We start from the raw sequence: 23850 nt of genomic DNA on the forward strand, positions 1-23850 counted from the left end.
GAGGAGGATGCCTTATGCCGCGTCTTTTCACTGCCCTCGAAATCCCGCGCGACGCCGCGCTTTCGCTCTCGTTGTTGCGAGGCGGTCTCCCCGGCGCACGCTGGATTGATGTCGAAAACTACCACATAACGCTGCGTTTTATCGGAGATGTGGAAGGCCACGTGGCCGACGAGATCGCCAATGCGCTGGATCGCGTGCGGCGGCCTGAATTCATGCTCAATCTGTCAGGCGTCAATGCTTTCGGCTCCAAAAAGCCGCACAGCATCTATGCGGGTGTATCCCCATCGCCTGACCTCAACGCTTTGCAGGCGGAAATCGAACGTATCTGCCAGCGGCTTCACATTCCCGCCGATCCGCGCAAGTTTACGCCCCATGTGACACTGGCGCGGTTGAGAAATCCCCGCATCGAGGATGTGGTGCGCTATCTCTCCTCACGCGGCAACTTCGCGACGCTGCCCTTCAAGGTGGGACGGTTCGTGCTGATGTCGTCACGCGATTCCGTCGGTGGCGGACCCTACATCGTGGAGGAAGCCTGGCCTTTGGTTGCCCGTTCTGGCCAGAACTGGTCGGCAAGCGCGATGGAAGCTGCCAGAACCATCCGGTAAACCTTTTCGAAATCCCCGGTCCCGCCATAATAGGGATCGGGGATTTCAACCGCCTGCCCTTCGGCAATCTCGGTGAAAAGCCCGATTTGCGCACTTGCATTTGCAGGCTGCCGCTCAGCGATCATCCGCATATTGTAGCGGTCCATACCGAGGATCAGATCGAAACGGCTGAAATCAGATGCGATCAACTGTCGGCAGCGCTGTGCGGAAATATCGAGACCGTGGCGCGCTGCAACACTGATGGAGCGTTCATCCGGCTCCTCGCCGGTATGGTAACCGTTGGTTCCGGCAGAATCGACCCGCACGTGGCGGATGCCGCGTTTTTCTAGCACATGGTCCATCACGCCTTCGGCAAGCGGAGAACGACAGATATTGCCTGCACAAACGAAAAGAATGCTGGTTGGGACTTGTGCGGCTACGGATACGATCACGGAACTCTCGCGTTCATGATAAGTTAATTCAGGAACCGCAACATAGGCGAAAGACGATGGCACGCAACCGGCTGACGGAAAATGAACTGAACGAAGCGCTCAACGAACTGGATGGCTGGCAGAAGGTCGACGGACGCGAGGCGATTGCCAAAAGCTTCAAGTTCAAGGATTTCAATGCCGCCTTCGGTTTCATGGCGCGTGCAGCGCTCCATGCGGAAAAGCTCGATCATCACCCCGAATGGTTCAATGTCTACAACCGCGTCGATGTTACGCTCGCCACCCATAGCGAGAACGGCATTACGGAACTGGACATCAAGCTTGCGCGCAAGATGAACGCCTTGGTCTAAGTTTAAAGCTTTGAGATGTATACGTAAATCTTCCGGCGGTCATAATTGAAGCTGCCGTCGGGGTTGCGGCTGGAATAGGGAAGAACGCGAGTCAGATTGATGCGGTCCTGCCAGTTCTGGCCGAGCTTGCCGCCATGGACACCGCGGATATGGACATCGCCAAGCGAAATGGCGGCATGGAAGATGTGCCCGGCCTGAACGTCGTAAAATCCGATTGCCTGACCGAACGGCAGCGCTGAATAGCCGTTCCATTGTTCTCCCGCCCTGAAATTCAGGATGGGTATCCAGTTTTGGCTGGACGTGCCGCGCAACGTATTGAGCGAAATTCCGGCGCCAAAGAGAAACCGCAGATAAACGGCGGCATCGTAGCATCCCGCCTCGAACAGATCGACGGTGATGTAATTGTCTTCGCTTCCGGCCGCCAATAGCTGGTTGCCACGAAACAGCCGTGTTGAACGGTCGCTGCGGATGAAGTTTTCCCCATAGCCGGTCAAATGCATCAAAACCTCCACTCAGCAATGGACCATCGCGCGCCAGAAATGCTTTGGGAGCGATCTGGGGAAGCGATCTGGTCGAATCTGTATTTTGGGGATTTGGCGCGGACGTTGTAGCTGATGCTTCTTGCAGGTGACCTGGGTGATGGAATCATCATGGTCTTGCAAGGACAGCACAAACTCCCCATTTTCTATCGGTCACAACCCGTATTCAACGATTGGAAGCGGGACGACAGGAGTTGAACGAGAATGGATGACGTCAGAATCGGTGAAATCCTCGAACCCGGAAACGAGAGCGAATTCAAGAAGCGCAGCGAACGGGTGAAGAACGGATTCTGGAAGGCCGCGCGCCGCGCCGGTCGCATGGTGCCCTTCATGGATGAGGTGGTGGCAGCCTATTACTGTGCCCTCGACCAGAAGACGCCAACCCGCGTGCGCATGACGCTGATGGCCGCACTTGCCTATTTCGTCCTGCCGTTCGACGCCATTCCCGATATTCTGGCCGGTATCGGCTTCACAGACGACGTTGCCGTGCTGATGGCAGCGCTGACAGCCGTTCGTGCCCATATCACGCCTGCGCACCGGCTCGCCGCGCGGCAGGCACTCGAGGATGAGGGAGTAAGGGAGTAAGGGAGTAAGGGGGCTGTTCACAGCTATGTGATCGTGACAACCCTGCATCACTTACGCCCGTTTTCACCCTTATTTTCCTATTCCCGTACTCCCCTATTCCCTTATTCCCTTTTTAACATACTGCCTTAATCCTCTACTGCCCTATTGCCTTATCCTCACGAACAAACTCTCGCCGCTTTCTTTTAATTCAACTGGAACCAAGGGATGGCGGGGCGACTTAGCTGCTCATTCAAGTTTTCTTTCGAAACTTCACCGTTTGGTAACCCAGATTAAGGCAATTTAATCGGCAACTGAGCGGGACGGCGTGATGAACGGCGGCATCCCGATATTCAAGTTTGAAGCAAACGAAAGAGAACCGGTAAAAACCAATGCTTGGAAAATCGATCGTCGCGGCTTCTGTGTTCATGATTGGGATGGCGGGCTCGGCACTCGCCCAGACCCCGAGCCAGATCAGCCAGTTCAACGCCTGGGGCGCCTACAGCTATCAGTCGGGCAACGGCAAAGTCTGTTATGTCCTCTCCGTACCGACCCAAAAGGCTCCGGCCAATGTCGATCACGGTGACAACTTCTTCCTCGTGAGCCAGAAGCCCGGCCAGAACATTTCGTTCGAACCGCAATTCATGGCCGGTTACGACCTCAACACCAATGCCAAGGTCGTCGTCTCCATCGGCAACCGCAACTTCAACATGTTCGTCAACGGCAAGTCCGGCTGGATGGAAAATGCAGCCGAAGAGCCGCAGCTCATCGCAGCCATGCGCGGCGGTTCGGAAATGAAGGTGCAGGCACAGTCGAAGCGCGGCACCAAAACCAATTACACCTATTCGCTAAAGGGTATTTCGGATGCGCTGAAAGCCATCCAGAAGTGCAAATAATCCACGCGATTGGAAGTCTTTCAAAGCCGGGTGCACAACCCGGCTTTTGATTTTATAGCTTCGCTCCCCGCCGTCCTGCATACAGACCGGATTTCATGTGGCCGGATTCATGTGGGATGACGAATGCGATATTGTGTGCTAAGAGCGCGCCCAACAGGGGTCGCAAAGCCAAGTGCCGGACCCTATTTATCCATGCATTCGGGCCAGATTATCTGGCGAAGCTTATCGACGCGCTTCAGCCGTCGTCTCCAACAGTTGAAAACAGATGTCTATTTCGTTCGACCTTACCATTGATGATACGCGCGACCAGCTTGCCCGCCATGCGCGCGCCAGCCTGGAGGCAAAGCCGTCGCTTATCGGCATGTCGCGCGAGGAAATGGCCGAAGCGCTGATAAAGGTCGGCGTGCCGGAGCGGCAGACGAAAATGCGCATCAGCCAGCTTTGGCACTGGCTCTATGTGCGCGGCGTTTCCGATTTCGCCGACATGCGCAATATTTCCAAGGATTTGCGCAGCCTTCTGGCGCAGCATTTCACCATTGCGCGCCCGGAAGTGGTCGAGGAACAGATTTCGCAGGACGGCACCCGCAAGTGGCTGTTCCGTTTTCCACCGCGCGGCGCAGGCCGTCCGGTTGAAATCGAATGCGTCTATATTCCCGAAGAAGGTCGCGGAACGCTGTGCATTTCCAGCCAGGTTGGCTGCACGCTGACCTGCTCTTTTTGCCATACCGGCACGCAGAAGCTGGTGCGCAATCTGACCTCGGAAGAAATTCTGGCGCAGCTTTTGACCGCCCGCGACCGCCTCGGCGATTTCCCGGACAAGGATACACCCGACGGCGCCATGGTTCCCGCCGAGGGACGCAAGATCACCAATGTCGTGATGATGGGCATGGGTGAGCCGCTCTATAATTTCGAGGAAGTGAAGAAGGCCCTGCTGATCGCCTCCGATGGCGACGGCCTGTCCCTTTCCAAGCGCCGCATCACGCTTTCGACCTCCGGTGTCGTGCCGGAAATCTATCGCACCGGCGACGAGATCGGCGTCATGCTCGCCATTTCGCTGCACGCCGTGCGCGACGAGTTGCGCGACATTCTGGTGCCGATCAACAAGAAGTATCCGCTGGAACAACTCATCAAGGCTTGCCGCGAATATCCGGGCCTGTCCAATGCAAAGCGCATCACCTTCGAATATGTGATGCTGAAGGACATCAATGACAGCCTTGAGGATGCCAAGCGCCTGGTGAAGCTTTTGCAGGGCATTCCGGCCAAGATCAATCTGATCCCGTTCAACCCGTGGCCCGGCACGAATTACCAGTGCTCGGAGTGGGAACAGATCGAGAAATTTGCCGATTATGTGAACGCAGCAGGCTATGCATCGCCGATCCGCACCCCGCGGGGTCGCGATATCCTTGCTGCCTGCGGCCAGCTTAAGTCGGAATCGGAGCGCATGCGCAAGAGCGAACGCCTTGCGCTCGAAGCCATGATGATTGCCGGGCATGGTGAGTAAACCGATGGGTAAGCGCGCTTGAACGATACTTTCGACTACATAACGCGTTTCGTCATCGTGGTATTCGGCTATTGCTGCGGTGTATTGACGGCAGGCTGGTTTCTCGCCGCTATCCTTTTCCGCACCCTTGGGGTCGATTCCTTCATGAACGATTTCGTCATGATGGCAAGCGATGCGGATGCCGGTTCGTTTTTTGCAGCCACCAGCTTCTGGAGCGCCGTTTTCGTCGGCGGCTTTGTCTTTTCGGTCATGGCTGGCGGATTCAGCTTTGTGCCCGCGCTTATCCTCATCATCCTGGCTGAAGCGCGCGGTTACACATCATCGCTGTTCTACTGCGTTGCGGGCGCCCTGATAGGGCTTGCAGCCGCGGGCGCATCGCTTCCGTTCAGCGATGGCCGAAGCGTTCCGGAAAGCTCGCTCTGGATCGCAGCCATTGCAGGTGCCGGTGTCGTCGGCAGCTTCGTTTACTGGCTGCTGGCAGGGCGCAATGCCGGGCGGCTTTTAACCCGCCCGACTGAATAAAATCCATCTTCTTTTTCGCATTGTCCTACGCATCGAAGCGGGATCAGAAATCAGTCCAGTGGACTGATTTCCCCGCGGAGACGCTTCGCACTTTTGCTGGAAATGGCTTTTTCATTCGCATTATCCTACGCAAAACCGCTTCGCACTTTTGCTGGAAATGCTCTATTTTGCCTGTGCGGTGATGATCTTCAGTGCGAAGGCCGAGAATACGCCCGCAAACATCCAGTCCACGATGCGCGTCACGGTCGGGTTCTTTTTCAGGAGCCCGGCGAAACGATCTGCCGCCACCACCATCGGAATGGTGAAGGGGAGCGCCATCGGAATGAACGACAGGCCGAGGAAGAACAATTTGCCCATGGCGTGCGGGTCATGCGCGGAGACGAACTGCGGCAGGAAGGTCATGTTGAACAGGATGATCTTCGGGTTCAGAAGGTTGATGCCAAGACCAGTCAGCCAGTTCTGGAACAGCGTATGCTTCTTGCCGCCGTTCTTTTCGGGCGAGAAGGCCGATCCCTTGCGGATCGCCTGCACGGCCAGCCAGACCAGATAGCCCGCCCCCACCACTTTCAGCGCCGTAAAGGCTGCGGGAGACGCCAGAATGAGCGCCGAAAGGCCGAGCGCCACCATGGTTGTGTGAATGACGATGCCGGTGCTGGCGCCAGCCATGCAGGCAAAACCTGCGGCCTTGCCTTCGGACAGGGCGCGCCCGACGAAAAGCGTCATGTCAGGACCGGGCGTGATGGAAAGGATTGCGGTTGCTATCGCGAACTGGACAAAGATCGTCCATTCGGGAATGAAGGTCAGGTTTGTCAGAAAAGACATCGAAATGTGCTCCAAGAGATGGCGCACGCTAGAATAATTTCCATGCAAATGGAACAGTGGAATGGAGGCCGAAATGCTGCTGATCATAGGGACTGTCCGCCTGCCGCCGGAAAATCTTGACCGGGCGCGCGAGGCCATGCAGCGCATGATCGTGGCCAGCAGGGAGGAGGATGGCTGCGTGAACTATTTCTATGCCGCAGACATTCTCGTACCGGGTCTCATTCATGTGAAGGAGATGTGGCGCGACCGCGCTTCGCTCGACCGGCATTTCACCTCCGCCCATATTGCCGAATGGCGTGCGTCCTGGCCTGAACTTGGTATCGGCGACCGCAATCTCGTTGTTTATGAAGTTGGCGAACCACAGATCACGTAATACGCATGAGTTTTCGCGATAAGTCGCAGCCCTTCGGCTTGCACGCGGCTTGGCAACTGATAAAAGACTTGCGGATATATCTGTTGGAGTTCCCGCTCCAACCGCACCGCATCAGACGGAAGTGAACTATGAGCAAGTGGAAAGACGTTAAGAAAGTCGTTCTCGCCTATTCGGGCGGCCTCGACACCTCGATCATTCTGAAATGGCTTCAGACGGAACTCGGCGCGGAAGTTGTGACCTTCACCGCCGATCTCGGTCAGGGCGAAGAACTTGAGCCAGCCCGCAAGAAAGCGGAAATGCTGGGCATCAAGGAAATATTCATCGAGGACGTGCGTGAAGAATTCGTGCGTGATTTCGTTTTCCCGATGTTCCGCGCCAATGCCGTCTATGAAGGCGTCTATCTGCTCGGCACCTCGATTGCCCGCCCGCTGATCTCCAAGCACCTGATCGAAATCGCCAGGAAGACCGGCGCCGACGCCATCGCGCATGGCGCGACCGGCAAGGGTAACGACCAGGTTCGCTTCGAGCTTTCGGCCTATGCGCTGAACCCGGACATCAAGATCATCGCCCCATGGCGCGACTGGTCGTTCAAGAGCCGCACGCATCTGCTCGAATTCGCCGAACAGCACCAGATTCCGGTTGCCAAGGACAAGAAGGGCGAAGCGCCGTTCTCCGTCGACGCCAACCTGCTGCACTCCTCGTCCGAGGGCAAGGTTCTGGAAGATCCGGCTGTCGAGGCGCCTGAATATGTGCATATGCGCACCATTTCGCCGGAAACCGCTCCCGACAAGGCAACGATCATCAAGATCGGCTTTGAAAAGGGCGATGCCGTTTCGATCAATGGCGAGCGCCTGTCGCCTGCCACGCTTCTTGCCAAGCTCAACGACTATGGCCGCGACAACGGCATCGGTCGTCTCGACCTCGTGGAAAACCGCTTCGTGGGCATGAAGTCGCGCGGCGTCTACGAAACGCCGGGCGGCACGATCCTGCTGGCAGCGCACCGTGCCATCGAATCGATCACGCTCGACCGCGGTGCGGCGCACCTGAAAGACGAGCTGATGCCGCGCTATGCCGAGCTGATCTATTATGGCTTCTGGTTCTCGCCGGAACGCGAAATGCTGCAGGCGGCAATCGATCACAGCCAGCGCCATGTCGAAGGCGAAGTCACGCTCAAGCTCTACAAGGGCAATGTGATGGTGATCGGCCGCGAATCCGACAAGTCGCTCTATTCCGACAAGCTCGTCACCTTTGAAGACGATCAGGGCGCCTACGACCAGAAGGACGCAGCAGGCTTCATCAAGCTCAATGCACTGCGCCTGCGCACGCTTGCTGCGCGCGATCGCAAATAAGCATCGCTAATCCAAACAAAAGCCCGCCTTCCGGCGGGCTTTTTTTATAGCAGGACGTGAATTTTGTCTTTCTATCTGGCCCTGCCTGCCTGCATTCTGCTTGGCATTTATCTGCTGGTCCGCTGCATTCTCATCCTCTGGAAAGTGATCGCGCCCGATGTCCGGCACCAGTTTGCGGGTAACGACCGGCCACATAGCTTTCATTTGCCGAAAGCCGGGCGATACGCGATCAGCATCGTATTTCCACCGCTTACCGTTTTCACCGGAACAGCTTATTTCTCAACGCAATTTGCCATCAAGGCGCGCGCGACCGGTATCCCGATTGCCTATCATTCCACAAGCCGTTTTCTGTTGAGCGTCCGGCGGACGGATATGCGCGGCAATGCTTCTCACGCCTTGGGTTATTTCGACTGCACGGCACCCGGCGATTACGAAATCACCTGCCTGACCCCTGAAAAGATCAGGGCGAATTTCCGGCTGGAAATAACGCCCCATATTTCGTTCCTGAAACTCGCACCTGTCATCGCAGGGACTATTCTTGCCGCTGGAATGAGCCTGGGCGGAACGATTGTCTTTGTGCTCTGGATGACCGGCAGAATCGCATGAGATCAAGCAGCGTGTTTCACACCAGCGAGCATCTTTTCTTCGCCGGGGCGCAAGGTCAGCACCCGCACGCCATTCGCGGTAACAGCGACTGTATGCTCGAACTGCGCTGACAGTTTTCCGTCGCGCGTCACCACCGTCCAGCCGTCCTTTTCGGTCTTCACCTTGGCCGTTCCCTGATTGAGCATCGGTTCGATGGTGAACACCATGCCTTCGCGCAAACGAACGCCGGTGCCGGGCTTGCCGAAATGCAAAACCTGCGGTTCCTCGTGCATCTCGCGACCGATACCATGGCCGCAATATTCCCGCACGATGCTGTAGTCATGCCGCTTGGCGTGACGCTCGATGGCATGGCCGATATCGCCCAGCGTCGCGCCGGGTCGCACGGCAGCAATCCCCTTCCACAAGGCCTCATAGGTCACACGGACCAGCCGCGAGGCAAAGGGAGCAACGTCGCCGACCATGTAGGTCTTGCTGGAATCGGCAATATAGCCGTCCTTTTCCAGCGTAATATCGAAGTTGATGATCTCGCCGTTTTCAATGATCTCGTCATCCGACGGCATGCCGTGGCAGACGACTTCGTTCTTGGAACTGTTCAGCACATAGGGATAGTCATATTGCCCCTTGCTGGCAGGCCGCGCCTGCAATTCGCGGGTAATATAATCCTCGACCAGATCGTTGATCTGCATCGTGGTCATGCCCGCCAGCGGCGTGCGGTCGAGAAGCGCAAAAACAGAGGCGAGCAGCGCGCCGGATGCCGCCATTTTCTCCACTTCGGCAGGTGTCTTGGTCATGACGATTGCACCGCCAGAACCGGCAGTTCGACCTGTGCGGCGCGCAACTGCATCTGCACGATCTCGTTGAACGACAGGTCGGGATGGGCCTGCGCCAGCATGCCGATCTTCATCCAGTATTCAGCCTGCGCATTGATCGAACGGCACATGACGTCACTCGCCTTGCGCAGTTCCTCATGCAGTTCGTCACCGATTTTCACGATACCCATAGCATTGTCCAGACCATACGGTTCATATATGGATCATATATAAGCCGTATATATCTATCGATCAAGCTCTCCCGACTTTCACTTGAACATTCAAACCCGCTTGCATTTAGTATGGCACCATATTATATGCCACCGTATGGAAGTAATCGAACAAAAGCATCGCGCCCTTCTGGGCGAAACGGAGCGCCGGCACAGCCCGTCCACCGACGCGCTGAAAGTCTGCTTTGAGGTTTTGTCGCTTGCTGCGGCCATTGACCGGGATTGCGCCAACCGGCTGGCGCCGCACAAGCTTTCGGAAGGCAAGTTCGTCCTGCTGTTTCTGCTGCACGATGCGCCCGACGGCCTCTCGCCGCACGAGCTTTCAGAACGCGCAGGTGTCACGCGCGCCACCATCACCGGCCTGCTGGACGGGCTGGAGCGCGATGGTTTCCTCAAGCGCCACGCGGATAGCGAGGATCGCCGCAAGCTGATTGTCCGGCTGACATCCGCAGGGGTACTGCTGGCGCAACAGCTTTTCGAACAACATACCGCATGGATTGCAAGCCTGATGAGCGATCTCTCGTCAGGCGAACAGCAGCTTCTCAGCACCTTGCTGCGCCGCATCTGGAGCCGCACCGATGCCGGTCGCTCCTTCAAGATCAATGAAACCCTAAGGGATATGACATGACCTATTACCTCGCCGAGCTTTATTCCCCGAAATCGAGCTGGCACGCGCTTGATGCTGAAGGCAGGCAGGCCTTTTTTGAGAAAGTCGGCGCGGGTATGGGCGGTCTTGCGGCGCTCGGTATCGAGGCTTTGGCATTAGGTCCCGTCGACGCGACAAAGCCTTTTGCACCCGACCAGAGTTTCTTCGCCATCTGGCGCTTCCCGGATGAAGCAGCTCTCGACATGCTGATTGCCGGAATCACCGCCACCGGCTGGCATGATTATTTCGACACGATCAATGCGGCGGGTGCTGGTACCGACCTTCCCGGCCATCTGGCGCAACTGGCAGGCGTGCCTTTCAGGGAAGCCGCCTGATCCAAAACCGCTATCGCGATGATAGAGCGTATCCCGAAAAGTGTGAAACGCCCACGCAAGGAAATCAGTCCACTGGACTGATTTCTGATCCCGCTTGACTCTTGCCTCGCTCGATTCAATACTGGAACATATAGAGAACAAAAAGATGGAATCTAGACGTGAGCGGCATCGACATCGCGGCGCTGCGGCGCATGGTTACGACCATAGAAGGCAACGATCCGCAAGGTAGTTTTGCAAATCAGGGACAAACGGGCTTCGGGCGCGCGCGCAGTTTCACGCTCGGTCTTGCCGGGGCCGATGCCGCCTTTCCGCATGGCCTTGCAGGCGATGCGCTGCATGAGGTTTTTGCCGAAAACCCCGGCGCGCATATGGCCGCGACCGGCTTTGCGCTCGCCTTTGCCGCCCGCGCGGCAGAGCGTGCAGCAGACCCCCGGCGCCCGATCATCTGGATCGAGGAAGAAAGCGCTGCAAGTGAATATGGCGGGCTTTATCCACCGGGACTTCATGCCTTCGGGATCGACCCGTCGCGACTTCTGATCGTGCGCTGCCCCACGGCACAGGATGTGCTGAAGGCGGCAAATGATGCGCTGGAAGCTGGAAGCGGCGGCAAGGCCTCGCATCTTGTTTCCGGCGTCGTCGCCTCGGTGACAGGCCAGCCGAAATGCCTCGACCTGACCGCCTCGCGGCGTCTGCTTCTGGCAACCGAAACCGCGCAACTGCCCGTCATCCTGCTCAGGAGCCACCGGACGGCTGTGCAAAGCGCTGCCGTCAGCCGCTGGCGGGTGGCGCCCGCGCCATCCCGTTCAAGCGGAGCAAACGCACCCGGCAAGCCTGTTTTTTCGGCGGTTCTGGAGCGCAATCGCCACGGCACATGCGGGCAATGGATCATGGAATGGAACAATGAAACCCAGGAATTTGGTACAAGAGAACGGGATGGCAGAACGTCTGTTTCTCGCCCTCTGGTTTCCGTTTCTGCCGACCGACCGGCTTCGCAGCAGCGTTCCGCCTGACGGCAAACCGCGCCTGCCTTTGGTAGTGACCGAGCGCACGGCCAATGCGCTGCGCCTGACAGCGGTGGATGCGACAGCGGCAAAGCTTGGTCTTTTTCCCGGCATGGCGCTGACCGATGCGCGCGCCCGCGTGGAAAGGCTTGAAGTGGCAGCGGCAGCACCGGACCATGATGCGGCATTGCTCAAGCGTCTTGCCCATTGGTGCGAACGCTACACGCCGCTTGTCGCCTTCGATGAGCCGCATGGGCTGATGCTCGACATAACCGGCTGCGCGCATCTTTTTGGCGGGCTCGACGCCATGCGTGCCGATGCAATCCGGCGTCTGGAACGGGCCGGGCTTGGCGTACAGGCGGCGATTGCCGATAACAGTTTTGCCGCGCGGCTTCTGGCACGGGGAACGAAGGGCGGTGTCTTCAGCAGGACAGAGGCCGACCGGTTGCTTCCCCGCCTGCCGCTCTCCGCGCTTGAACTGACGCAAGCTGCCGAAACCGGCCTCAAGCGCGCCGGGCTGAAACGCATCGGCGATGTGATGAGGCTGCCCCGCTCTGCCCTCACCGCCCGTTTCGGCACCGATCTTGCCACCAGGCTCGACCGGCTGGCGCGGCAGGAGCGCGCGCCGATTTCCCCCATGCGCATCATGCCGCTCAGTGCCGTCGAGCGCCGCCTGTCAGAGCCGGTTACCGCAATGGAACTGATCGAACACATCTTGCAGGAACTGGCGCAGGCGCTTTTTGTGCAACTTGAACCGGGGGGCAAAGGCGCGCTTCTGATTGAGGCTTCCTTCTTCCGTGTCGATGGCGAAGTGCGTCATATCCACATCGAAACCGGCCAGCCCTTGCGCAACGACAAGGTTTTCCTGCGCCTTGCGCGTGAAAGGCTTAACGCCCTGACCGACCCGCTCGATGCCGGGTTCGGCTTCGACATGATCCGGCTGGCAGCGCTGCGCAGCGCGCCAATCGCCCAGCACCAGACGGGGCTCGACCAGCATGAAGAGGACGAAGCGGGGTTCGGCCAGCTTGTCGACCGGCTTTCGGCGCGGCTTGGACAGAATCGCGTTCTCGTCTCCTTTCCGCGCAACACGCATATGCCGGAGCGCGCTTTCGGCCTCGTCCCTGCCTTGCATGGGTCGCGAAAAACCGAAGCCGATTATCGCAGCCAGACGGAACTGCCGGGCGACCCGCCAGCGCGTCCCATAAAACTGTTTCGCCCGCCGCAGTTGATCGAAAGCGTGGCGGAAGTGCCTGACAGTCCGCCGTCGTTCTTCCTGTGGCGACGGGTGCGCCATCATGTACGCCTTGCCGAAGGACCGGAAAGGATCGAGCCGGAATGGTGGCTCGCAATCGGTCATACGGTTCCGGAACTGCGCGATTATTACCGGGTGGAAGACGAGAACGGCCAGCGCTTCTGGATTTTCCGCGAAGGACTTTATGACGGCGCCAATCACCCGCGCTGGTTTTTACACGGACTGTTTGCGTGATGACCCGTTACTTTGAAATGGCTGCTGCCAGCAATTTTTCCTTCCTTTGCGGCGCGTCGCATCCGCAGGAACTGGTAGAGCGTGCGCATAAACTTGGCCTGCCCGGCATCGGCATTGCCGACCGCAACACGCTGGCCGGCGTGGTGCGGGCCCATGCGGAATGGAAGGATATTCGCAAGAAAAGCGATTTCCGCCTTTTCATCGGCTGCCGCCTGTCCTTCACCGACGGCACGCCGGATATGGTCGTCTATCCGCGTGATCGTCCGGCCTATGGGCAATTGTGCCGCCTGCTGACGGAAGGCAAACAGCGCGCCGCCATCAAGGGCGAATGCCATCTCGAATGGGCCGACCTCTTGTTTCGCGCGCGACAATTTCAGATCGCTGTCTTTCCGCCTGACGAAGACAAGCCGGATTTTGCCGAACGCCTGACGGAGATTGCGCAAGCTGCCCCTGGCTCGGTCTGGCTGGCGCTCGCCATGCCGCATCAGGGCCATGACGGACGCCGGGCAGAACGCATCGCCCGTTTTGCAGCCGAAGCCAATGTGCCGCTGCTCGCCACCAATGACGTGCTTTATCATCATCCCGACCGCCGCGCGCTTCAGGATGTGCTGACGGCCACGCGCCATCACACAACCGTCTTCGCAGCCGGACGGCTTCTCGAGAAAAATGCCGAACGTCACCTGAAGCCGCCTGAGGAAATGCTGCGACTGTTTCGCGACTACACTAAAGCCATCGAGGCAACCGCCGATTTCGCCGCGCCTATCACCTTCCAGCTTGATGAGTTGAAATATGCCTATCCCGATGAACCCATTCCACCCGGCAAGACAGCACAGCAACATCTCTATGATCTCGTCTGGGAAGGTGCAGCCCGTCATTACGGCGCGGCCACTATCCCGCCAAAGGTACAGAGCCTGATTAACAAGGAACTGGCGCTGATTGCCCAGCTTCAGTACGAGCCCTATTTCCTCACCGTCTATGACATTGTGAGTTACGCCCGCCGAGAAAAAATTCTGTGTCAGGGGCGTGGTTCGGCGGCCAATTCCGTCGTCTGCTTCTGCCTTGGCGTCACCGGTGTGGACCCGACACAGGTTGATCTCCTGTTCGAGCGCTTTCTTTCGGTGGAGCGAAAGGAACCGCCGGATATCGACGTCGATTTCGAGCATGAGCGGCGCGAACAGGTGATGCAATATGTCTATGAGCGCTATACCAGAGATCGCGCGGCCATTGTCGCGACCGTCATCAGCTATCGGTCGCGTAGCGCGATCCGCGATGTCGGCAAGGCGCTGGGCCTGACCGAAGACGTGACGGTAGCGCTTGCCAATACGGTCTGGGGCATATCGGGCGGCGGCATCGACAAGCAGCATATCAGGCAGGCGGGGCTCGACCCCGATAATCCCATCATCCGGCGCGCGGTGGAACTCGCCATCACGCTGATCGGTTTTCCGCGCCACCTGTCGCAGCATGTCGGCGGTTTCGTTCTGACCCGTGATCGACTGGACGAGACCGTGCCTATCGGCCCGGCGGCAATGGACAAGCGATCTTTCATCGAATGGGACAAGGACGATATTGACGAGGTGGGGCTGATGAAGGTCGATGTGCTGTCGCTTGGCATGCTCACCTGCATCCGCAAGGCTTTCGACCTCATTCATCAACACAAGCCGCAGCTTTATGGTGGCGAGAAGCTGACGCTGGCGGCCGTGGAGCAAAAAGACGAAGCCGTTTACGACATGCTGTGCAAGGGGGATTCGCTCGGTGTCTTTCAGGTGGAAAGCCGCGCCCAGATGAACATGCTGCCGCGGCTGCGCCCGCGTAAATTCTATGACCTTGTCATCGAGGTCGCCATTGTGCGCCCCGGCCCCATTCAGGGCGACATGGTGCATCCTTACCTGCGGCGGCGAAACGGACAGGAACCCTGCACCCTGCCATCGCCCGCACCGGAACATGGCCCACCTGACGAGCTGCTGCAGATTCTCGGCAAGACCAAGGGCGTGCCGCTGTTTCAGGAACAGGCGATGCGCATTGCCATGGAGGCTGCAAAATTCACGCCGGATGAGGCCAACCAGTTGCGCCGCGCCATGGCCACTTTCCGCAAGATGGGCACCATCCACACGATGGAGACAAAGATGATCGAAGGCATGGTCAATCGTGGCTACGACCGGACCTTTGCCGAAAACTGCTTCAACCAGATCAAGGGTTTCGGCGAATATGGCTTTCCCGAAAGTCATGCGGCAAGCTTTGCCCATCTGGTCTATATTTCCGCGTGGATCAAATGCCACCACCCGGAAGTGTTCGCCGCCGCGCTTCTCAATTCCCAGCCCATGGGTTTTTACGCACCCGCCCAGATCGTGCGCGATGCCCGCGAGCATGGCGTGACGGTGCTGCCCATCGATGTTAATTTCAGCCAATGGGACAATATTCTGGAGGAAACGCTCGATATTCGACCAGCGCTCCGGCTCGGCTTCCGCCAGATCGACGGATTTTCTAAGGACGATGTGAAGCTGCTGATTGCTGATCGGCAGGAGCCTTACCGCACCATTGAAGACATGCATCGGCGGCTCCGGCTCGACCGGCGCGCCTTCACGCTTCTGGCCGATGCCGATGCCTTCGGCTCGCTCGATATCGACCGCCGCGCAGCACTTTGGGCCGTGCGCCGTCTGCCCAACGACGAAACCCTGCCGCTGTTCCGCGCCGCCGCGATCAGCGAACTGGCGGAGGAACCGCGCACAAAACTTCCTGAAATGGCCGCCTCCGAGCATGTGATTGCCGATTACGAGACGACGCGGCTCTCGCTGAAAGGGCATCCGCTGCAATATCTGCGCGAGGGGCTGGCGGCAGAAGGTGTTTCCACTTGTCACGCGTTGCAGGAAGATGCCGACGGACGTCGCATGAAAGTGGCGGGCATCGTCACCGTACGCCAGCGCCCCGGCAGCGCCAAGGGCGTGGTGTTCCTCACCATCGAGGATGAAACCGGCATCGCCAATATCGTCGTCTGGCCGAAGATCATGAAGGCATTTCGCCGCGAAGTGATGGGCGCGCGGCTGATCCATATCGAAGGCCGCATCCAGCGCAGTCCCGAAGGGGTCGTGCATCTGGTGGCGTCAAAGCTGCAGGACCGTTCATCGGCATTGATCGAAATGAGCGGACGCGAAGCACAGCGCCTCGTCGCTCCATCCCAGATGGCGCATCATCCGCGGAATGTTAAAATTATGCCGAACTCGCGAGACTTTCATTGAGCAATCACGCGCTCCGAAGCACGTTCGCTATTTTGGCTATGACGCGACGAAAATGGTGCAATTCGAGACCGGAGCGGAGTATACTTTCAAGCGTGTCGCATTTTATCGTAGTCATACGACACGCTTTAAGTTTTTGTTTTCCTGCATGTCTTTATCCCAAAACCGGTTCCCACTTTTGGGAGACATGCATTAGATACATGAGCACCGGAAGCGCAGAAGTGCGCCATTTGCAGACCGTCAGAGCCGAAATAGACCGGGCTTCAGTTCCATGCGCCGACAAAAAACACCGCACAGTAATGCAGTGTCGCGCCCACCACGACAAAACCGTGCCAGATGGCGTTCTGAAACCGCAGGCGCTCCCAGACATGGAAGATCACACCCAAAGAATAAACCATGCCACCGGCCGCGATCAGCCAGAAAACGGCTGGCGGCAGTGACTGCACCATGGTGTCGTAGACCATCACACCACTCCAGCCGAGCGCCAGATAAAGCAGGATCGACAGCCGGTCGAAACGCCCCGGCATGAACAGTTTCAGCATGATGCCAACGAAAGCCACGCTCCAGACGAAGAGAAGCAGCGGCAGTGCGCGGTCGCCCATATGCATGGCAAAAGGCGTGTAGGTTCCGGCGATCAGAAGATAAATCGCCGAGTGATCAAAACGGCGCAGGAACCATTTGGTCGGCGAAACCGGCCAGATATTGTAGACAGCCGAAATTCCAAGCGCTGCCAGAAGGCTCGCGAGATAGACCCCCGACGAAATCGAGGTCGCCGCAGGCATGTTCGGCAGGAAATAGATCAGCATGGCAATGGCGCCCGCAAGCGCCAGCCCGACACCCAGAACATGGATGACGCCATCGGCCCACAATTCGGCCCGGTCATATTTCCATTTGACTGGATGAGGCAGTCTTACATTCATAAAATTTCCCTGTCGTCGGTTCCAGAGCGCGTTTCGATCTGATTGGGTCAGATCGGCGCTCTAGTCCTTTGTTTTAACGCGCATCTTTTCCGAAAACCGTTTCACACTTTTCGGGATGCGCTCTCAACAGGAAACTGCCATCGCTTTGCAGCGTCAAGATGACAGTTGGTTGATAGGAAGTTTATTGCGCTGCCGGTGCGTAGGAAGCCTGAATGGGAGCGACACCGGGGAGCGGTGCTGCCCCGCCTTCCGGCAAGGATGCCGGTTGGATGGAAGCGGCTGCATCACGGGTCGGGCCGCTGCGCTTCCAACTGCCGTCGAGGCCGGTTTCCTGCAACAGCCCCTTGCGCTTGGCATCGTAATAATAGCCGCGCGCATAGTAGCGAACTGCCTGGCTCTCATTACCACCGGCTACCTTATAAGCGCCGGACAGATAGCGAACCGCATATTTCAAATTGGTTTCCGCATCGAGCAGGCCCTTGGCCGCGCCCGTATAGCCCATGCCGCGCGCGGTCGGATGGCTGATCTGCATCAGCCCCCAATAGGGGCCGTTGCGGGCGCCCGGATTGAACCGGCTTTCCCGATGCACGACCCGGCGCACCAAGCGCTCCGGGACGTCATAGGCGACGGAATATTTGGTGATCAGCGCATCGAGTTCTTCCGGCGCATGATCGGGCGTTTCGAACGCCATATTGGCGGCAACGGATGCCGGCGACGCGGCAGCCTGCGCACCGGCATAGGCCATCATCGGTTCGGACTGGCCACGAATGCCGGGAATAGGGACGATAGCAGGCAGGACCGGATCGGAAGGATCGGTCACCGCTGCAACAGTCTGTGTTCCGGCAACAGCGCCTGCATCGGCTGTCGCCGTGCCTGCGGCATTGGACGTGGCACCGGCAGCGCTGCCAGTCGCGGAAGCGGTCTGGCTGGATGCATTATCGGTCTGCGTGATCAGCGCCGTCTTCACGGGCTTGCCGTCATTGGTGGTGTTGCAGGCACTGAGCGCCACGGCACAACCAAGAAGCATGAGGCCCTTGCGGACCAGAGCGGCAGATGAAGAAGAGGAAAGCGCGTAACGCATGACCGGACCCGTTCTCAGGAATCGAAATCTTTTTCGATGCGTTTTTCAAGCTCGACCAGATCTTCAGGCAGAGGCAAACCGCTGGCCCGCAGCGCATTGAGCTTCTCGCGAACCGTTTCACGGATTTCATGAGCGTCCTGCGGCTGATTCACCATTTGCTCGAAAAGCAGCGCAATTTCCGCCTTGATGTCCTCGAATGCCATCCAGATCCTCTTGGCTTTACGGGCATCGGAAAGCGCCCGTTTCAGTCAATATTCTTTCGGTCGATGAGGATCATGTACCATGCAAAAGACGGCTAACGGAAGCGCTAAACGTCGGGGCTTGGCCAAAATGAATATTTCAAATGGTAACAAAAAGATTAACGCACTCACAGAATGCGTGGCAGCATCATATCTACCGCATTGAAATCCAAAGCGAAAATCCCAAGATCATCGAAGTCCAGACCGCCATTTGGATCGAAGAGATAAATGCTCATCCAGACGAGCGCGATCACGAGCAAAATTGCCAGAATCGTCAGAATCAAAAGGCGTCGCCCGAGCGCGGTCTTGCGACCCGCTCCTTCCGGCGGCTGTTTGGCCATAGTCAATTGCTGCCTTGTTCAATCGTCATTGGTCGCGTTCAGTTCATCCGGCGGTGTGCCGTGTTCGGGCTCTGCCGACAGATAGCCCTCGCGCACCAGCCATTTGCGCAGGATCAGCGTCATCGCCTCGGTCTGGTTGAGACCGGGATGCTTTTCGGCGATGAAGCGCTCCAGAGCGTCGTGCACGTCATCGGGAAGATAGATGCTCATTCATGCTCCTCCACGTGAAGAGAATCAGACCACGGTAACGGTGAGGGTTGCCACGCCGTCGACCTTGCCTTCCAGACGGTCGCCGCGCTTCACCGGTCCAACGCCCGCAGGCGTACCCGTAAAGATAAGATCGCCGGGCTGCAGCTCAAAGAGCGAAGACAGGTAGGAAATGGTTTCCGCCACCTTCCAGATCATCTGGTTGAGGTCGCCCGACTGGCGGGTTTCGCCATTGATGGAAAGCGAAATCGCAGCCTTTTCCGGGTGACCGACTTCCGACACCGGCACGATGGCCGAACAGGGCGCGGAATGCTCGAAAGCCTTTGCGACCTCCCACGGACGACCGGCCTTCTTGGCCACGGCCTGCAGGTCGCGGCGCGTCATGTCGATGCCGACGGCGTAACCATAAACATGGTCCAGCGCCTTTTCGACAGCAATGTCGGTGCCGCCGGCCTTCAGCGCCACCACAAGTTCGATCTCGTGATGCACGTCCTCGGTCTTCGGCGGATAAGGGAAATCTCCGCCCTCGATCACGAGGCAGTCCGGGTTCTTCTGGAAGAAGAAAGGCGGATTGCGGGTCGGGTCACCGCCCATTTCGATGGCGTGATCGGCATAGTTCTGGCCGACGCAATAGATGCGATGCACGGGAAAGCGCGCATCCGTTCCCTTCACAGGCAGAAATGGCTGCGGGGGCGACGCAAAAACATAAGTCGTCATGGGGAACTATTCCGGTCGGAAACTGATGAAGCGATTTTCGCCATCATGCAGAGGCAAGCGCATCGCCGCAACCCTTGAAAGGCGCAATTCCCTGTTATCATGCATCGGCTTTGACGATAAAATCTGCCTTGCGCGACTGAGAAACAACAAGTTCCGCATTGGGAATATCGTTGGAACGCGCACGGTTTCGGGCGGTTTCGGCATCGAAGCCGAAGCCGAGCCAGCGTTCGATCAGGCGACGCTCCAGCTCTGCAAAGGGCACATCCAGATAGATCGTCATGTCGAAAAAGGGAGCAAGCTTCGACCACGGTTCTTGATCGAGCAGCAGATAATTGCCTTCAACGAGAAGCACGCGATGTTCCGGCCCGACCACGGATGCGGCGGCGCGCGAAAGCTCCAGCGAGCGGTCGAAGACCGGGATGAAGATTTCGCCCTCTGCCTGTTTCAGACGCTGCAGCAACACTGCAAACCCGGCACAGTCGAAAGTGGGTGGTGAACCCTTGCGGCTCAGCAATCCGCGCTGATCGAGAATCCCGTCATCAAGATGAAACCCGTCCATGGGCACGACGATGGACGGCGTTTCGCCGCCCTTGTTGATGGCATGGAGCAGATAATCGGAAATGGTGGATTTCCCGGCTCCCGGCGGGCCAGCAATGGCCACGATCAGGCGCCCGTCGGTTTCCGCCAGCCGCGCAAGAATTTCCGAAGGCAGGGCTTCGCGCTCAATAGGCGTCATGTCCGGTTTCCGTGATTCGTCCTGTCACCTTATCAGAAGCTTAAGCTGCTTCCTTCGGCCTCATCGCGCCGGTCATCAGCGCCACGGCATCCGACATGGAATATTCCTTCGGGTCGATGAGTGTCAGGCGGCGCCCGAGCCGGTGAATGTGGATGCGATCGGCAACCTCGAACACATGCGGCATGTTGTGCGAGATGAGCACGATGGGCATGCCGCGCCGCTTCACATCCAAAATGAGTTCCAGCACGCGGCGCGATTCCTTGACGCCCAGCGCCGCCGTCGGCTCGTCCATGATGACCACCTTGGAGCCGAAGGCAGCAGCACGCGCCACCGCAACGCCCTGGCGCTGGCCACCCGAAAGCGTTTCCACCGCCTGGCCGATGTTCTGGATCGTCATCAGGCCCAGTTCGGAGAGTTTTTCGCGCGCGATCTTTTCCATCGCGCCGCGATCCAGCATGCGGAACAGCGAGCCAAGCGGTCCCTTGCGGCGGATTTCGCGGCCAAGAAACAGATTGTCGGCGATGGAAAGCGCAGGCGACAAAGCAAGGTTCTGATAGACCGTCTCGATGCCCGCCTGCCGTGCCTCCATCGGCGAATGAAAGCTGACCGGCCTGCCGTCGAGCAGGACTTCCCCCTCATCCGGCTTGATCGCGCCGGACAGTGCCTTGATGAGCGAGGACTTGCCTGCGCCATTATCGCCGATGACCGCGAGGATTTCGCCCGGATAGAGGTCGAAATCGGCATGGTCGAGCGCGGTGACGCGACCATAGCGCTTGACCAGACCTTTGGCAGACAGAACAGGCGTGATGTTCGTTTTCATGCGGCAGCCTTTCTGATCCACTGGTCGATGGCGACGGCGGCAATGATGAGAACGCCGATCAGGAGATAGGTCCATTGCGGATCGGTGCCCCATAGGCGCAGGCCCAGCGAAAACACGCCAACGATCAGCGCGCCAAACATGGTGCCGAGAATGGAACCGCGTCCGCCGAAGAGCGAAATGCCGCCGATCACCACGGCGGTGATGGATTCGATATTGGCGAACTGGCCCGCTGTGGGTGAAACGGAACCGAGGCGGCCAATCATCGCCCAGCCTGCAAGGGCGCAGATGATACCGGCCAGACCATAGACCGACATGAGGATCGGCTTGACCGAGACACCGGAAAGCTGTGCCGCTTCGGGATCGTCGCCAATGGCATAGACGTGCCGTCCCCAGGCAGTGTGGTTCAGCACATACCAGAACAGCAGAACCAGAAGCACCATGGCAATGACGCCATAGGTGAAGACTGCGCCGCCAATGCGGATGCTCTCGCCAAAGAATTGCAGGATCGGCGCCTCAGCCGTGATTTCCTGCGCGCGGATGGTCTCATTGGCTGAATAAAGGAAGTTGGTGGCGAGGATCACCTGCCACATGCCGAGCGTCACGATGAAGGGCGGCAGGCGGACATAGGCCACCAGAAAGCCGTTGATGAAGCCGCACAGCGCGCCGGTGGCAAAGCCGCACAGAACGGAAAGTTCGGCGGGCAGACCGTAGCGGAAGGTGAACTGGCCCATCACCACCGATGACAGCACCATGATGGCGCCAACCGAAAGATCGATACCCGCCGTCAGGATCACGAGCGTCTGTGCCACGGCAATGATGCCGGTGATGGCGACCTGCTGCAAAATGAGCGTGAGAGCGAAGGCGGAGAAGAACTTGCCGCCAAGCGTGATGCCGAACACCAGCAGCGACAGGACGAGCACGATCAGCGGCACAGCGGCGGGATTGTGATGCAAAAAATTACGCATCCGATAAAGCGCCGACTGGTCGCCCGCATCGAAGGAGGCGACATCAGCCGCACTTTGCGACAACGTCTTTTCATAGTCCTGCATAGACGTTTTTTGTGCAGCGGAAGCCGCCTGTGGCTCACTCATATCTGTCTCCTGCCTTCACCTGCAGAAAGGTCCGGCAAATCTTTCGATCTGCCGGGCCAGAACCTCAAAAGCCGATCAGCCCCAGCACTTGTCGAGCCCGGCCTTGGTGTCGATGGACGGAACGCCTTCCACCGGCTTGTCGGTGACAAGCGACACGCCGGTATCAACAAAGTCCTTGCCTTCGGTCGGCTTCGGCTTTTCGCCTGAATCAGCGAATTTCTTGATCGCTTCGATGCCGAGTGCCGCCATCTGAAGCGGATATTGCTGCGATGTCGCGCCGATAATGCCTTCCTGCACGTTCTTGACGCCGGGGCAGCCGCCATCGATGGAAACGATCAGCACGTCCTTTTCGCGACCGACAGCCTTCAGCGCCTCATAGGCACCGGCGGCGGCAGGTTCGTTGATGGTGTGGACGACATTGATATTCGGGTCCTTCTGGAGAAGGTTTTCCATCGCGCGACGTCCGCCTTCTTCATTGCCGTCGGTCAGGTCGCGACCGGCAATGCGCGGATCATCCTCGTCACCGAGCTTGGTCTTGTCCTTCGGATCGATGCCGAAGCCGGTGGCAAAGCCCTGATCGCGCAGAACGTCGACGCTGGGCTGCGATGCGGTGAGGTTGAGGAAGGCCACACGCGCGTCCTTGGCCTTGTCGCCAAGCGTCGCCGCCGCCCATTTGCCAACCAGTTCTCCGGCAAGGAAATTGTCGGTGGCAAAGGTTGCGTCAGCCGCGTCGGCAGGTTCAAGCGGCGTATCGAGCGCGATGATGAGCATGCCCGCATCGCGCGCCTTCTGCAGCGACGGCACAATGCCCTTGGTGTCTGAAGCGGTGATGAGAATGCCCTTGGCACCGTCGGCGATGCAGGTTTCGATCGCCGCGACCTGGCTTTCGGAATCGCCGTCGATCTTGCCCGCATAGGTCTTGAGATTGACGCCCAGCTCCTTGGCCTTGGCAATGGCGCCTTCCTTCATCTTGACGAAGAACGGGTTGGTGTCGGTCTTTGTGATGAGGCACGCGCCGACATCGGCGGCATTGGCCGAACTCAATGGAATGGCGGCAGCGCCAAGCGCGAAGGCAGCAAAGGCTGCCGACAGAACTGTCTTCTTCATGGACTCCTCCCAGATTGAAACCGGTCCTCTTCCCCCGGCAGACGAGAAGCAAAACACGGCTTCAAAACAGAGTCAATTAATAAATCCACTTGATTTATTAATATGCTGTGTCACTCTGGAAGGCGGAGGAGAGAGGACCGGCAAAGGCGAACGGCAGGCTGGTCGTTTCATTACGTGGTCTATCTTAAGCGTTTGTTTTTATTTTATATCCCTTGCAAAGAGGGCTTTTTCTCCTTCGATGGTTGGTTTAGGAATTCCGGCATTCCATGGCTGCATTTCGAGATTGCATTCCATGGCACGGA

General features: G+C 58.2%; 29 protein-coding genes. 14 read left to right on the top strand and 15 right to left on the bottom strand.

Going from position 1 to position 23850, the window contains the following annotated elements; all coding sequences use genetic code 11:
- Positions 1-14 precede the first annotated feature (14 nt).
- Positions 15-605 (top strand): RNA 2',3'-cyclic phosphodiesterase, encoded by a 591-nt coding sequence (gene thpR, locus ACYSN1_RS06585; RefSeq protein ID WP_461724916.1) that lies wholly within the window; start codon positions 15-17, stop codon positions 603-605.
- On the opposite strand, the gene ACYSN1_RS06590 is transcribed toward thpR, so the two are convergent.
- On the bottom strand, positions 515-1036 hold the full coding sequence (locus ACYSN1_RS06590) for a low molecular weight protein-tyrosine-phosphatase (RefSeq protein ID WP_461724917.1): 522 nt from the start codon (positions 1034-1036) through the stop codon (positions 515-517). The genes thpR and ACYSN1_RS06590 overlap by 91 nt on opposite strands.
- Before the next feature lie 56 nt (positions 1037-1092).
- On the opposite strand from ACYSN1_RS06590, the gene ACYSN1_RS06595 reads away from it, so the two are divergent.
- The gene (locus ACYSN1_RS06595; RefSeq protein WP_461724918.1) at positions 1093-1383 is read left to right on the top strand and encodes a 4a-hydroxytetrahydrobiopterin dehydratase; all 291 of its coding nucleotides are present in this window, start codon (positions 1093-1095) and stop codon (positions 1381-1383) included.
- 2 nt (positions 1384-1385) lie between these two features.
- Here the strand turns inward: ACYSN1_RS06595 and ACYSN1_RS06600 are convergent, their stop codons facing one another.
- Positions 1386-1883 carry a hypothetical protein gene (locus tag ACYSN1_RS06600; protein ID WP_461724919.1) on the bottom strand — a complete coding sequence of 166 codons (498 nt, stop codon included), beginning with the start codon at positions 1881-1883 and terminating at the stop codon, positions 1386-1388.
- Positions 1884-2126: 243 nt separating this feature from the next.
- On the opposite strand from ACYSN1_RS06600, the gene ACYSN1_RS06605 reads away from it, so the two are divergent.
- From ACYSN1_RS06605 to ACYSN1_RS06620, 4 genes are all read left to right on the top strand, one after another.
- Positions 2127-2507: a YkvA family protein gene (locus tag ACYSN1_RS06605; protein WP_140020716.1), complete on the top strand. Its 381-nt coding sequence runs from the start codon at positions 2127-2129 to the stop codon at positions 2505-2507.
- Between the two features lie 368 nt (positions 2508-2875).
- Positions 2876-3379: an invasion associated locus B family protein gene (locus ACYSN1_RS06610; RefSeq protein WP_010657895.1), complete on the top strand. Its 504-nt coding sequence runs from the start codon at positions 2876-2878 to the stop codon at positions 3377-3379.
- A 265-nt stretch (positions 3380-3644) separates the two neighbouring features.
- Positions 3645-4880, top strand: a complete 1236-nt coding sequence (gene rlmN, locus ACYSN1_RS06615) for a dual-specificity RNA methyltransferase RlmN (RefSeq protein WP_461724920.1) — start codon at positions 3645-3647, stop codon at positions 4878-4880.
- An 18-nt stretch (positions 4881-4898) separates the two neighbouring features.
- Positions 4899-5402 carry a hypothetical protein gene (locus ACYSN1_RS06620; protein WP_461724921.1) on the top strand — a complete coding sequence of 168 codons (504 nt, stop codon included), beginning with the start codon at positions 4899-4901 and terminating at the stop codon, positions 5400-5402.
- Positions 5403-5564: 162 nt separating this feature from the next.
- Here ACYSN1_RS06620 and ACYSN1_RS06625 read toward each other — a convergent pair whose 3' ends face one another.
- Positions 5565-6224: a LysE family translocator gene (locus tag ACYSN1_RS06625; protein WP_010657892.1), complete on the bottom strand. Its 660-nt coding sequence runs from the start codon at positions 6222-6224 to the stop codon at positions 5565-5567.
- A gap of 73 nt (positions 6225-6297) precedes the next feature.
- On the opposite strand from ACYSN1_RS06625, the gene ACYSN1_RS06630 reads away from it, so the two are divergent.
- From ACYSN1_RS06630 to ACYSN1_RS06640, 3 genes are all read left to right on the top strand, one after another.
- Entirely contained in the window at positions 6298-6597 is a 300-nt protein-coding gene (locus tag ACYSN1_RS06630; RefSeq protein ID WP_461724922.1) for a putative quinol monooxygenase, read from the top strand.
- A gap of 128 nt (positions 6598-6725) precedes the next feature.
- Positions 6726-7946, top strand: coding sequence for an argininosuccinate synthase (locus tag ACYSN1_RS06635; RefSeq protein WP_040129026.1), 1221 nt, complete (start codon positions 6726-6728; stop codon positions 7944-7946).
- A gap of 63 nt (positions 7947-8009) precedes the next feature.
- The gene (locus ACYSN1_RS06640) at positions 8010-8552 is read left to right on the top strand and encodes a hypothetical protein (RefSeq protein ID WP_461724923.1); all 543 of its coding nucleotides are present in this window, start codon (positions 8010-8012) and stop codon (positions 8550-8552) included.
- A 2-nt stretch (positions 8553-8554) separates the two neighbouring features.
- Here the strand turns inward: ACYSN1_RS06640 and map are convergent, their stop codons facing one another.
- Positions 8555-9343 (bottom strand): type I methionyl aminopeptidase, encoded by a 789-nt coding sequence (gene map / locus ACYSN1_RS06645; RefSeq protein ID WP_461724924.1) that lies wholly within the window; start codon positions 9341-9343, stop codon positions 8555-8557.
- Entirely contained in the window at positions 9340-9552 is a 213-nt protein-coding gene (locus tag ACYSN1_RS06650) for a ParD-like family protein (RefSeq protein ID WP_140020711.1), read from the bottom strand. Before ACYSN1_RS06650 ends, map begins: the two co-directional genes overlap by 4 nt.
- Before the next feature lie 136 nt (positions 9553-9688).
- Between ACYSN1_RS06650 and ACYSN1_RS06655 the strand changes: the two genes are divergently transcribed.
- The 5 genes from ACYSN1_RS06655 (at position 9689) to ACYSN1_RS06675 (ending at position 16292) form a co-directional block, all read left to right on the top strand.
- On the top strand, positions 9689-10219 hold the full coding sequence (locus tag ACYSN1_RS06655; protein WP_461724925.1) for a MarR family winged helix-turn-helix transcriptional regulator: 531 nt from the start codon (positions 9689-9691) through the stop codon (positions 10217-10219).
- Positions 10216-10572, top strand: a complete 357-nt coding sequence (locus tag ACYSN1_RS06660; protein WP_109989204.1) for a DUF6616 family protein — start codon at positions 10216-10218, stop codon at positions 10570-10572. The genes ACYSN1_RS06655 and ACYSN1_RS06660 overlap by 4 nt, the downstream gene beginning before the upstream one ends.
- Positions 10573-10730: 158 nt before the next feature.
- The gene (locus ACYSN1_RS06665) at positions 10731-11582 is read left to right on the top strand and encodes an ImuA family protein (RefSeq protein WP_461724926.1); all 852 of its coding nucleotides are present in this window, start codon (positions 10731-10733) and stop codon (positions 11580-11582) included.
- 25 nt (positions 11583-11607) lie between these two features.
- Entirely contained in the window at positions 11608-13059 is a 1452-nt protein-coding gene (locus ACYSN1_RS06670) for a Y-family DNA polymerase (RefSeq protein ID WP_461725290.1), read from the top strand.
- The gene (locus ACYSN1_RS06675; protein WP_461724927.1) at positions 13059-16292 is read left to right on the top strand and encodes an error-prone DNA polymerase; all 3234 of its coding nucleotides are present in this window, start codon (positions 13059-13061) and stop codon (positions 16290-16292) included. The genes ACYSN1_RS06670 and ACYSN1_RS06675 overlap by 1 nt, the downstream gene beginning before the upstream one ends.
- Before the next feature lie 260 nt (positions 16293-16552).
- Here the strand turns inward: ACYSN1_RS06675 and trhA are convergent, their stop codons facing one another.
- The 10 genes from trhA to ACYSN1_RS06725 form a co-directional block, all read right to left on the bottom strand.
- Positions 16553-17209, bottom strand: a complete 657-nt coding sequence (gene trhA, locus ACYSN1_RS06680; protein ID WP_461724928.1) for a PAQR family membrane homeostasis protein TrhA — start codon at positions 17207-17209, stop codon at positions 16553-16555.
- 181 nt (positions 17210-17390) lie between these two features.
- Positions 17391-18290, bottom strand: coding sequence for a transglycosylase SLT domain-containing protein (locus ACYSN1_RS06685; protein WP_461724929.1), 900 nt, complete (start codon positions 18288-18290; stop codon positions 17391-17393).
- Positions 18291-18304: 14 nt separating this feature from the next.
- Positions 18305-18493 (bottom strand): hypothetical protein, encoded by a 189-nt coding sequence (locus tag ACYSN1_RS06690; protein ID WP_061344759.1) that lies wholly within the window; start codon positions 18491-18493, stop codon positions 18305-18307.
- Between the two features lie 164 nt (positions 18494-18657).
- Entirely contained in the window at positions 18658-18870 is a 213-nt protein-coding gene (locus ACYSN1_RS06695; protein WP_461724930.1) for a hypothetical protein, read from the bottom strand.
- An 18-nt stretch (positions 18871-18888) separates the two neighbouring features.
- A complete protein-coding gene (locus tag ACYSN1_RS06700) occupies positions 18889-19080 on the bottom strand; it encodes a ribbon-helix-helix domain-containing protein (protein ID WP_010657878.1) in 192 nt (63 codons plus the stop codon).
- Between the two features lie 24 nt (positions 19081-19104).
- On the bottom strand, positions 19105-19794 hold the full coding sequence (locus tag ACYSN1_RS06705; RefSeq protein WP_461724931.1) for a fumarylacetoacetate hydrolase family protein: 690 nt from the start codon (positions 19792-19794) through the stop codon (positions 19105-19107).
- A 97-nt stretch (positions 19795-19891) separates the two neighbouring features.
- Positions 19892-20530, bottom strand: a complete 639-nt coding sequence (locus tag ACYSN1_RS06710) for a nucleoside/nucleotide kinase family protein (protein WP_461724932.1) — start codon at positions 20528-20530, stop codon at positions 19892-19894.
- A 40-nt stretch (positions 20531-20570) separates the two neighbouring features.
- Complete coding sequence (locus ACYSN1_RS06715) at positions 20571-21350, bottom strand: ATP-binding cassette domain-containing protein (RefSeq protein WP_461724933.1); 780 nt, start codon at positions 21348-21350, stop codon at positions 20571-20573.
- The gene (locus ACYSN1_RS06720) at positions 21347-22441 is read right to left on the bottom strand and encodes an ABC transporter permease (RefSeq protein WP_461724934.1); all 1095 of its coding nucleotides are present in this window, start codon (positions 22439-22441) and stop codon (positions 21347-21349) included. The genes ACYSN1_RS06715 and ACYSN1_RS06720 overlap by 4 nt, the downstream gene beginning before the upstream one ends.
- A gap of 75 nt (positions 22442-22516) precedes the next feature.
- Positions 22517-23548, bottom strand: a complete 1032-nt coding sequence (locus ACYSN1_RS06725; protein ID WP_461724935.1) for a substrate-binding domain-containing protein — start codon at positions 23546-23548, stop codon at positions 22517-22519.
- Positions 23549-23850: the final 302 nt, after the last annotated feature.

This window comes from Brucella sp. LJL56, assembly GCF_054871705.1.

What these genes read in the sequence shown, in the direction of transcription:
- thpR (WP_461724916.1), top strand. Translation starts at nt 15, where the DNA reads ATGCCGCGTCTTTTCACTGCCCTCGAAATCCCGCGCGACGCCGCGCTT.
- ACYSN1_RS06595 (WP_461724918.1), top strand. Translation starts at nt 1,093, where the DNA reads ATGGCACGCAACCGGCTGACGGAAAATGAACTGAACGAAGCGCTCAAC.
- ACYSN1_RS06600 (WP_461724919.1), bottom strand. Translation starts at nt 1,883, where the DNA reads ATGCATTTGACCGGCTATGGGGAAAACTTCATCCGCAGCGACCGTTCA.
- ACYSN1_RS06605 (WP_140020716.1), top strand. Translation starts at nt 2,127, where the DNA reads ATGGATGACGTCAGAATCGGTGAAATCCTCGAACCCGGAAACGAGAGC.
- ACYSN1_RS06610 (WP_010657895.1), top strand. Translation starts at nt 2,876, where the DNA reads ATGCTTGGAAAATCGATCGTCGCGGCTTCTGTGTTCATGATTGGGATG.
- rlmN (WP_461724920.1), top strand. Translation starts at nt 3,645, where the DNA reads ATGTCTATTTCGTTCGACCTTACCATTGATGATACGCGCGACCAGCTT.
- ACYSN1_RS06625 (WP_010657892.1), bottom strand. Translation starts at nt 6,224, where the DNA reads ATGTCTTTTCTGACAAACCTGACCTTCATTCCCGAATGGACGATCTTT.
- ACYSN1_RS06630 (WP_461724922.1), top strand. Translation starts at nt 6,298, where the DNA reads ATGCTGCTGATCATAGGGACTGTCCGCCTGCCGCCGGAAAATCTTGAC.
- ACYSN1_RS06635 (WP_040129026.1), top strand. Translation starts at nt 6,726, where the DNA reads ATGAGCAAGTGGAAAGACGTTAAGAAAGTCGTTCTCGCCTATTCGGGC.
- map (WP_461724924.1), bottom strand. Translation starts at nt 9,343, where the DNA reads ATGACCAAGACACCTGCCGAAGTGGAGAAAATGGCGGCATCCGGCGCG.
- ACYSN1_RS06650 (WP_140020711.1), bottom strand. Translation starts at nt 9,552, where the DNA reads ATGGGTATCGTGAAAATCGGTGACGAACTGCATGAGGAACTGCGCAAG.
- ACYSN1_RS06655 (WP_461724925.1), top strand. Translation starts at nt 9,689, where the DNA reads ATGGAAGTAATCGAACAAAAGCATCGCGCCCTTCTGGGCGAAACGGAG.
- ACYSN1_RS06660 (WP_109989204.1), top strand. Translation starts at nt 10,216, where the DNA reads ATGACCTATTACCTCGCCGAGCTTTATTCCCCGAAATCGAGCTGGCAC.
- ACYSN1_RS06675 (WP_461724927.1), top strand. Translation starts at nt 13,059, where the DNA reads ATGACCCGTTACTTTGAAATGGCTGCTGCCAGCAATTTTTCCTTCCTT.
- trhA (WP_461724928.1), bottom strand. Translation starts at nt 17,209, where the DNA reads ATGAATGTAAGACTGCCTCATCCAGTCAAATGGAAATATGACCGGGCC.
- ACYSN1_RS06685 (WP_461724929.1), bottom strand. Translation starts at nt 18,290, where the DNA reads ATGCGTTACGCGCTTTCCTCTTCTTCATCTGCCGCTCTGGTCCGCAAG.
- ACYSN1_RS06690 (WP_061344759.1), bottom strand. Translation starts at nt 18,493, where the DNA reads ATGGCATTCGAGGACATCAAGGCGGAAATTGCGCTGCTTTTCGAGCAA.
- ACYSN1_RS06695 (WP_461724930.1), bottom strand. Translation starts at nt 18,870, where the DNA reads ATGGCCAAACAGCCGCCGGAAGGAGCGGGTCGCAAGACCGCGCTCGGG.
- ACYSN1_RS06700 (WP_010657878.1), bottom strand. Translation starts at nt 19,080, where the DNA reads ATGAGCATCTATCTTCCCGATGACGTGCACGACGCTCTGGAGCGCTTC.
- ACYSN1_RS06705 (WP_461724931.1), bottom strand. Translation starts at nt 19,794, where the DNA reads ATGACGACTTATGTTTTTGCGTCGCCCCCGCAGCCATTTCTGCCTGTG.
- ACYSN1_RS06710 (WP_461724932.1), bottom strand. Translation starts at nt 20,530, where the DNA reads ATGACGCCTATTGAGCGCGAAGCCCTGCCTTCGGAAATTCTTGCGCGG.
- ACYSN1_RS06715 (WP_461724933.1), bottom strand. Translation starts at nt 21,350, where the DNA reads ATGAAAACGAACATCACGCCTGTTCTGTCTGCCAAAGGTCTGGTCAAG.
- ACYSN1_RS06720 (WP_461724934.1), bottom strand. Translation starts at nt 22,441, where the DNA reads ATGAGTGAGCCACAGGCGGCTTCCGCTGCACAAAAAACGTCTATGCAG.
- ACYSN1_RS06725 (WP_461724935.1), bottom strand. Translation starts at nt 23,548, where the DNA reads ATGAAGAAGACAGTTCTGTCGGCAGCCTTTGCTGCCTTCGCGCTTGGC.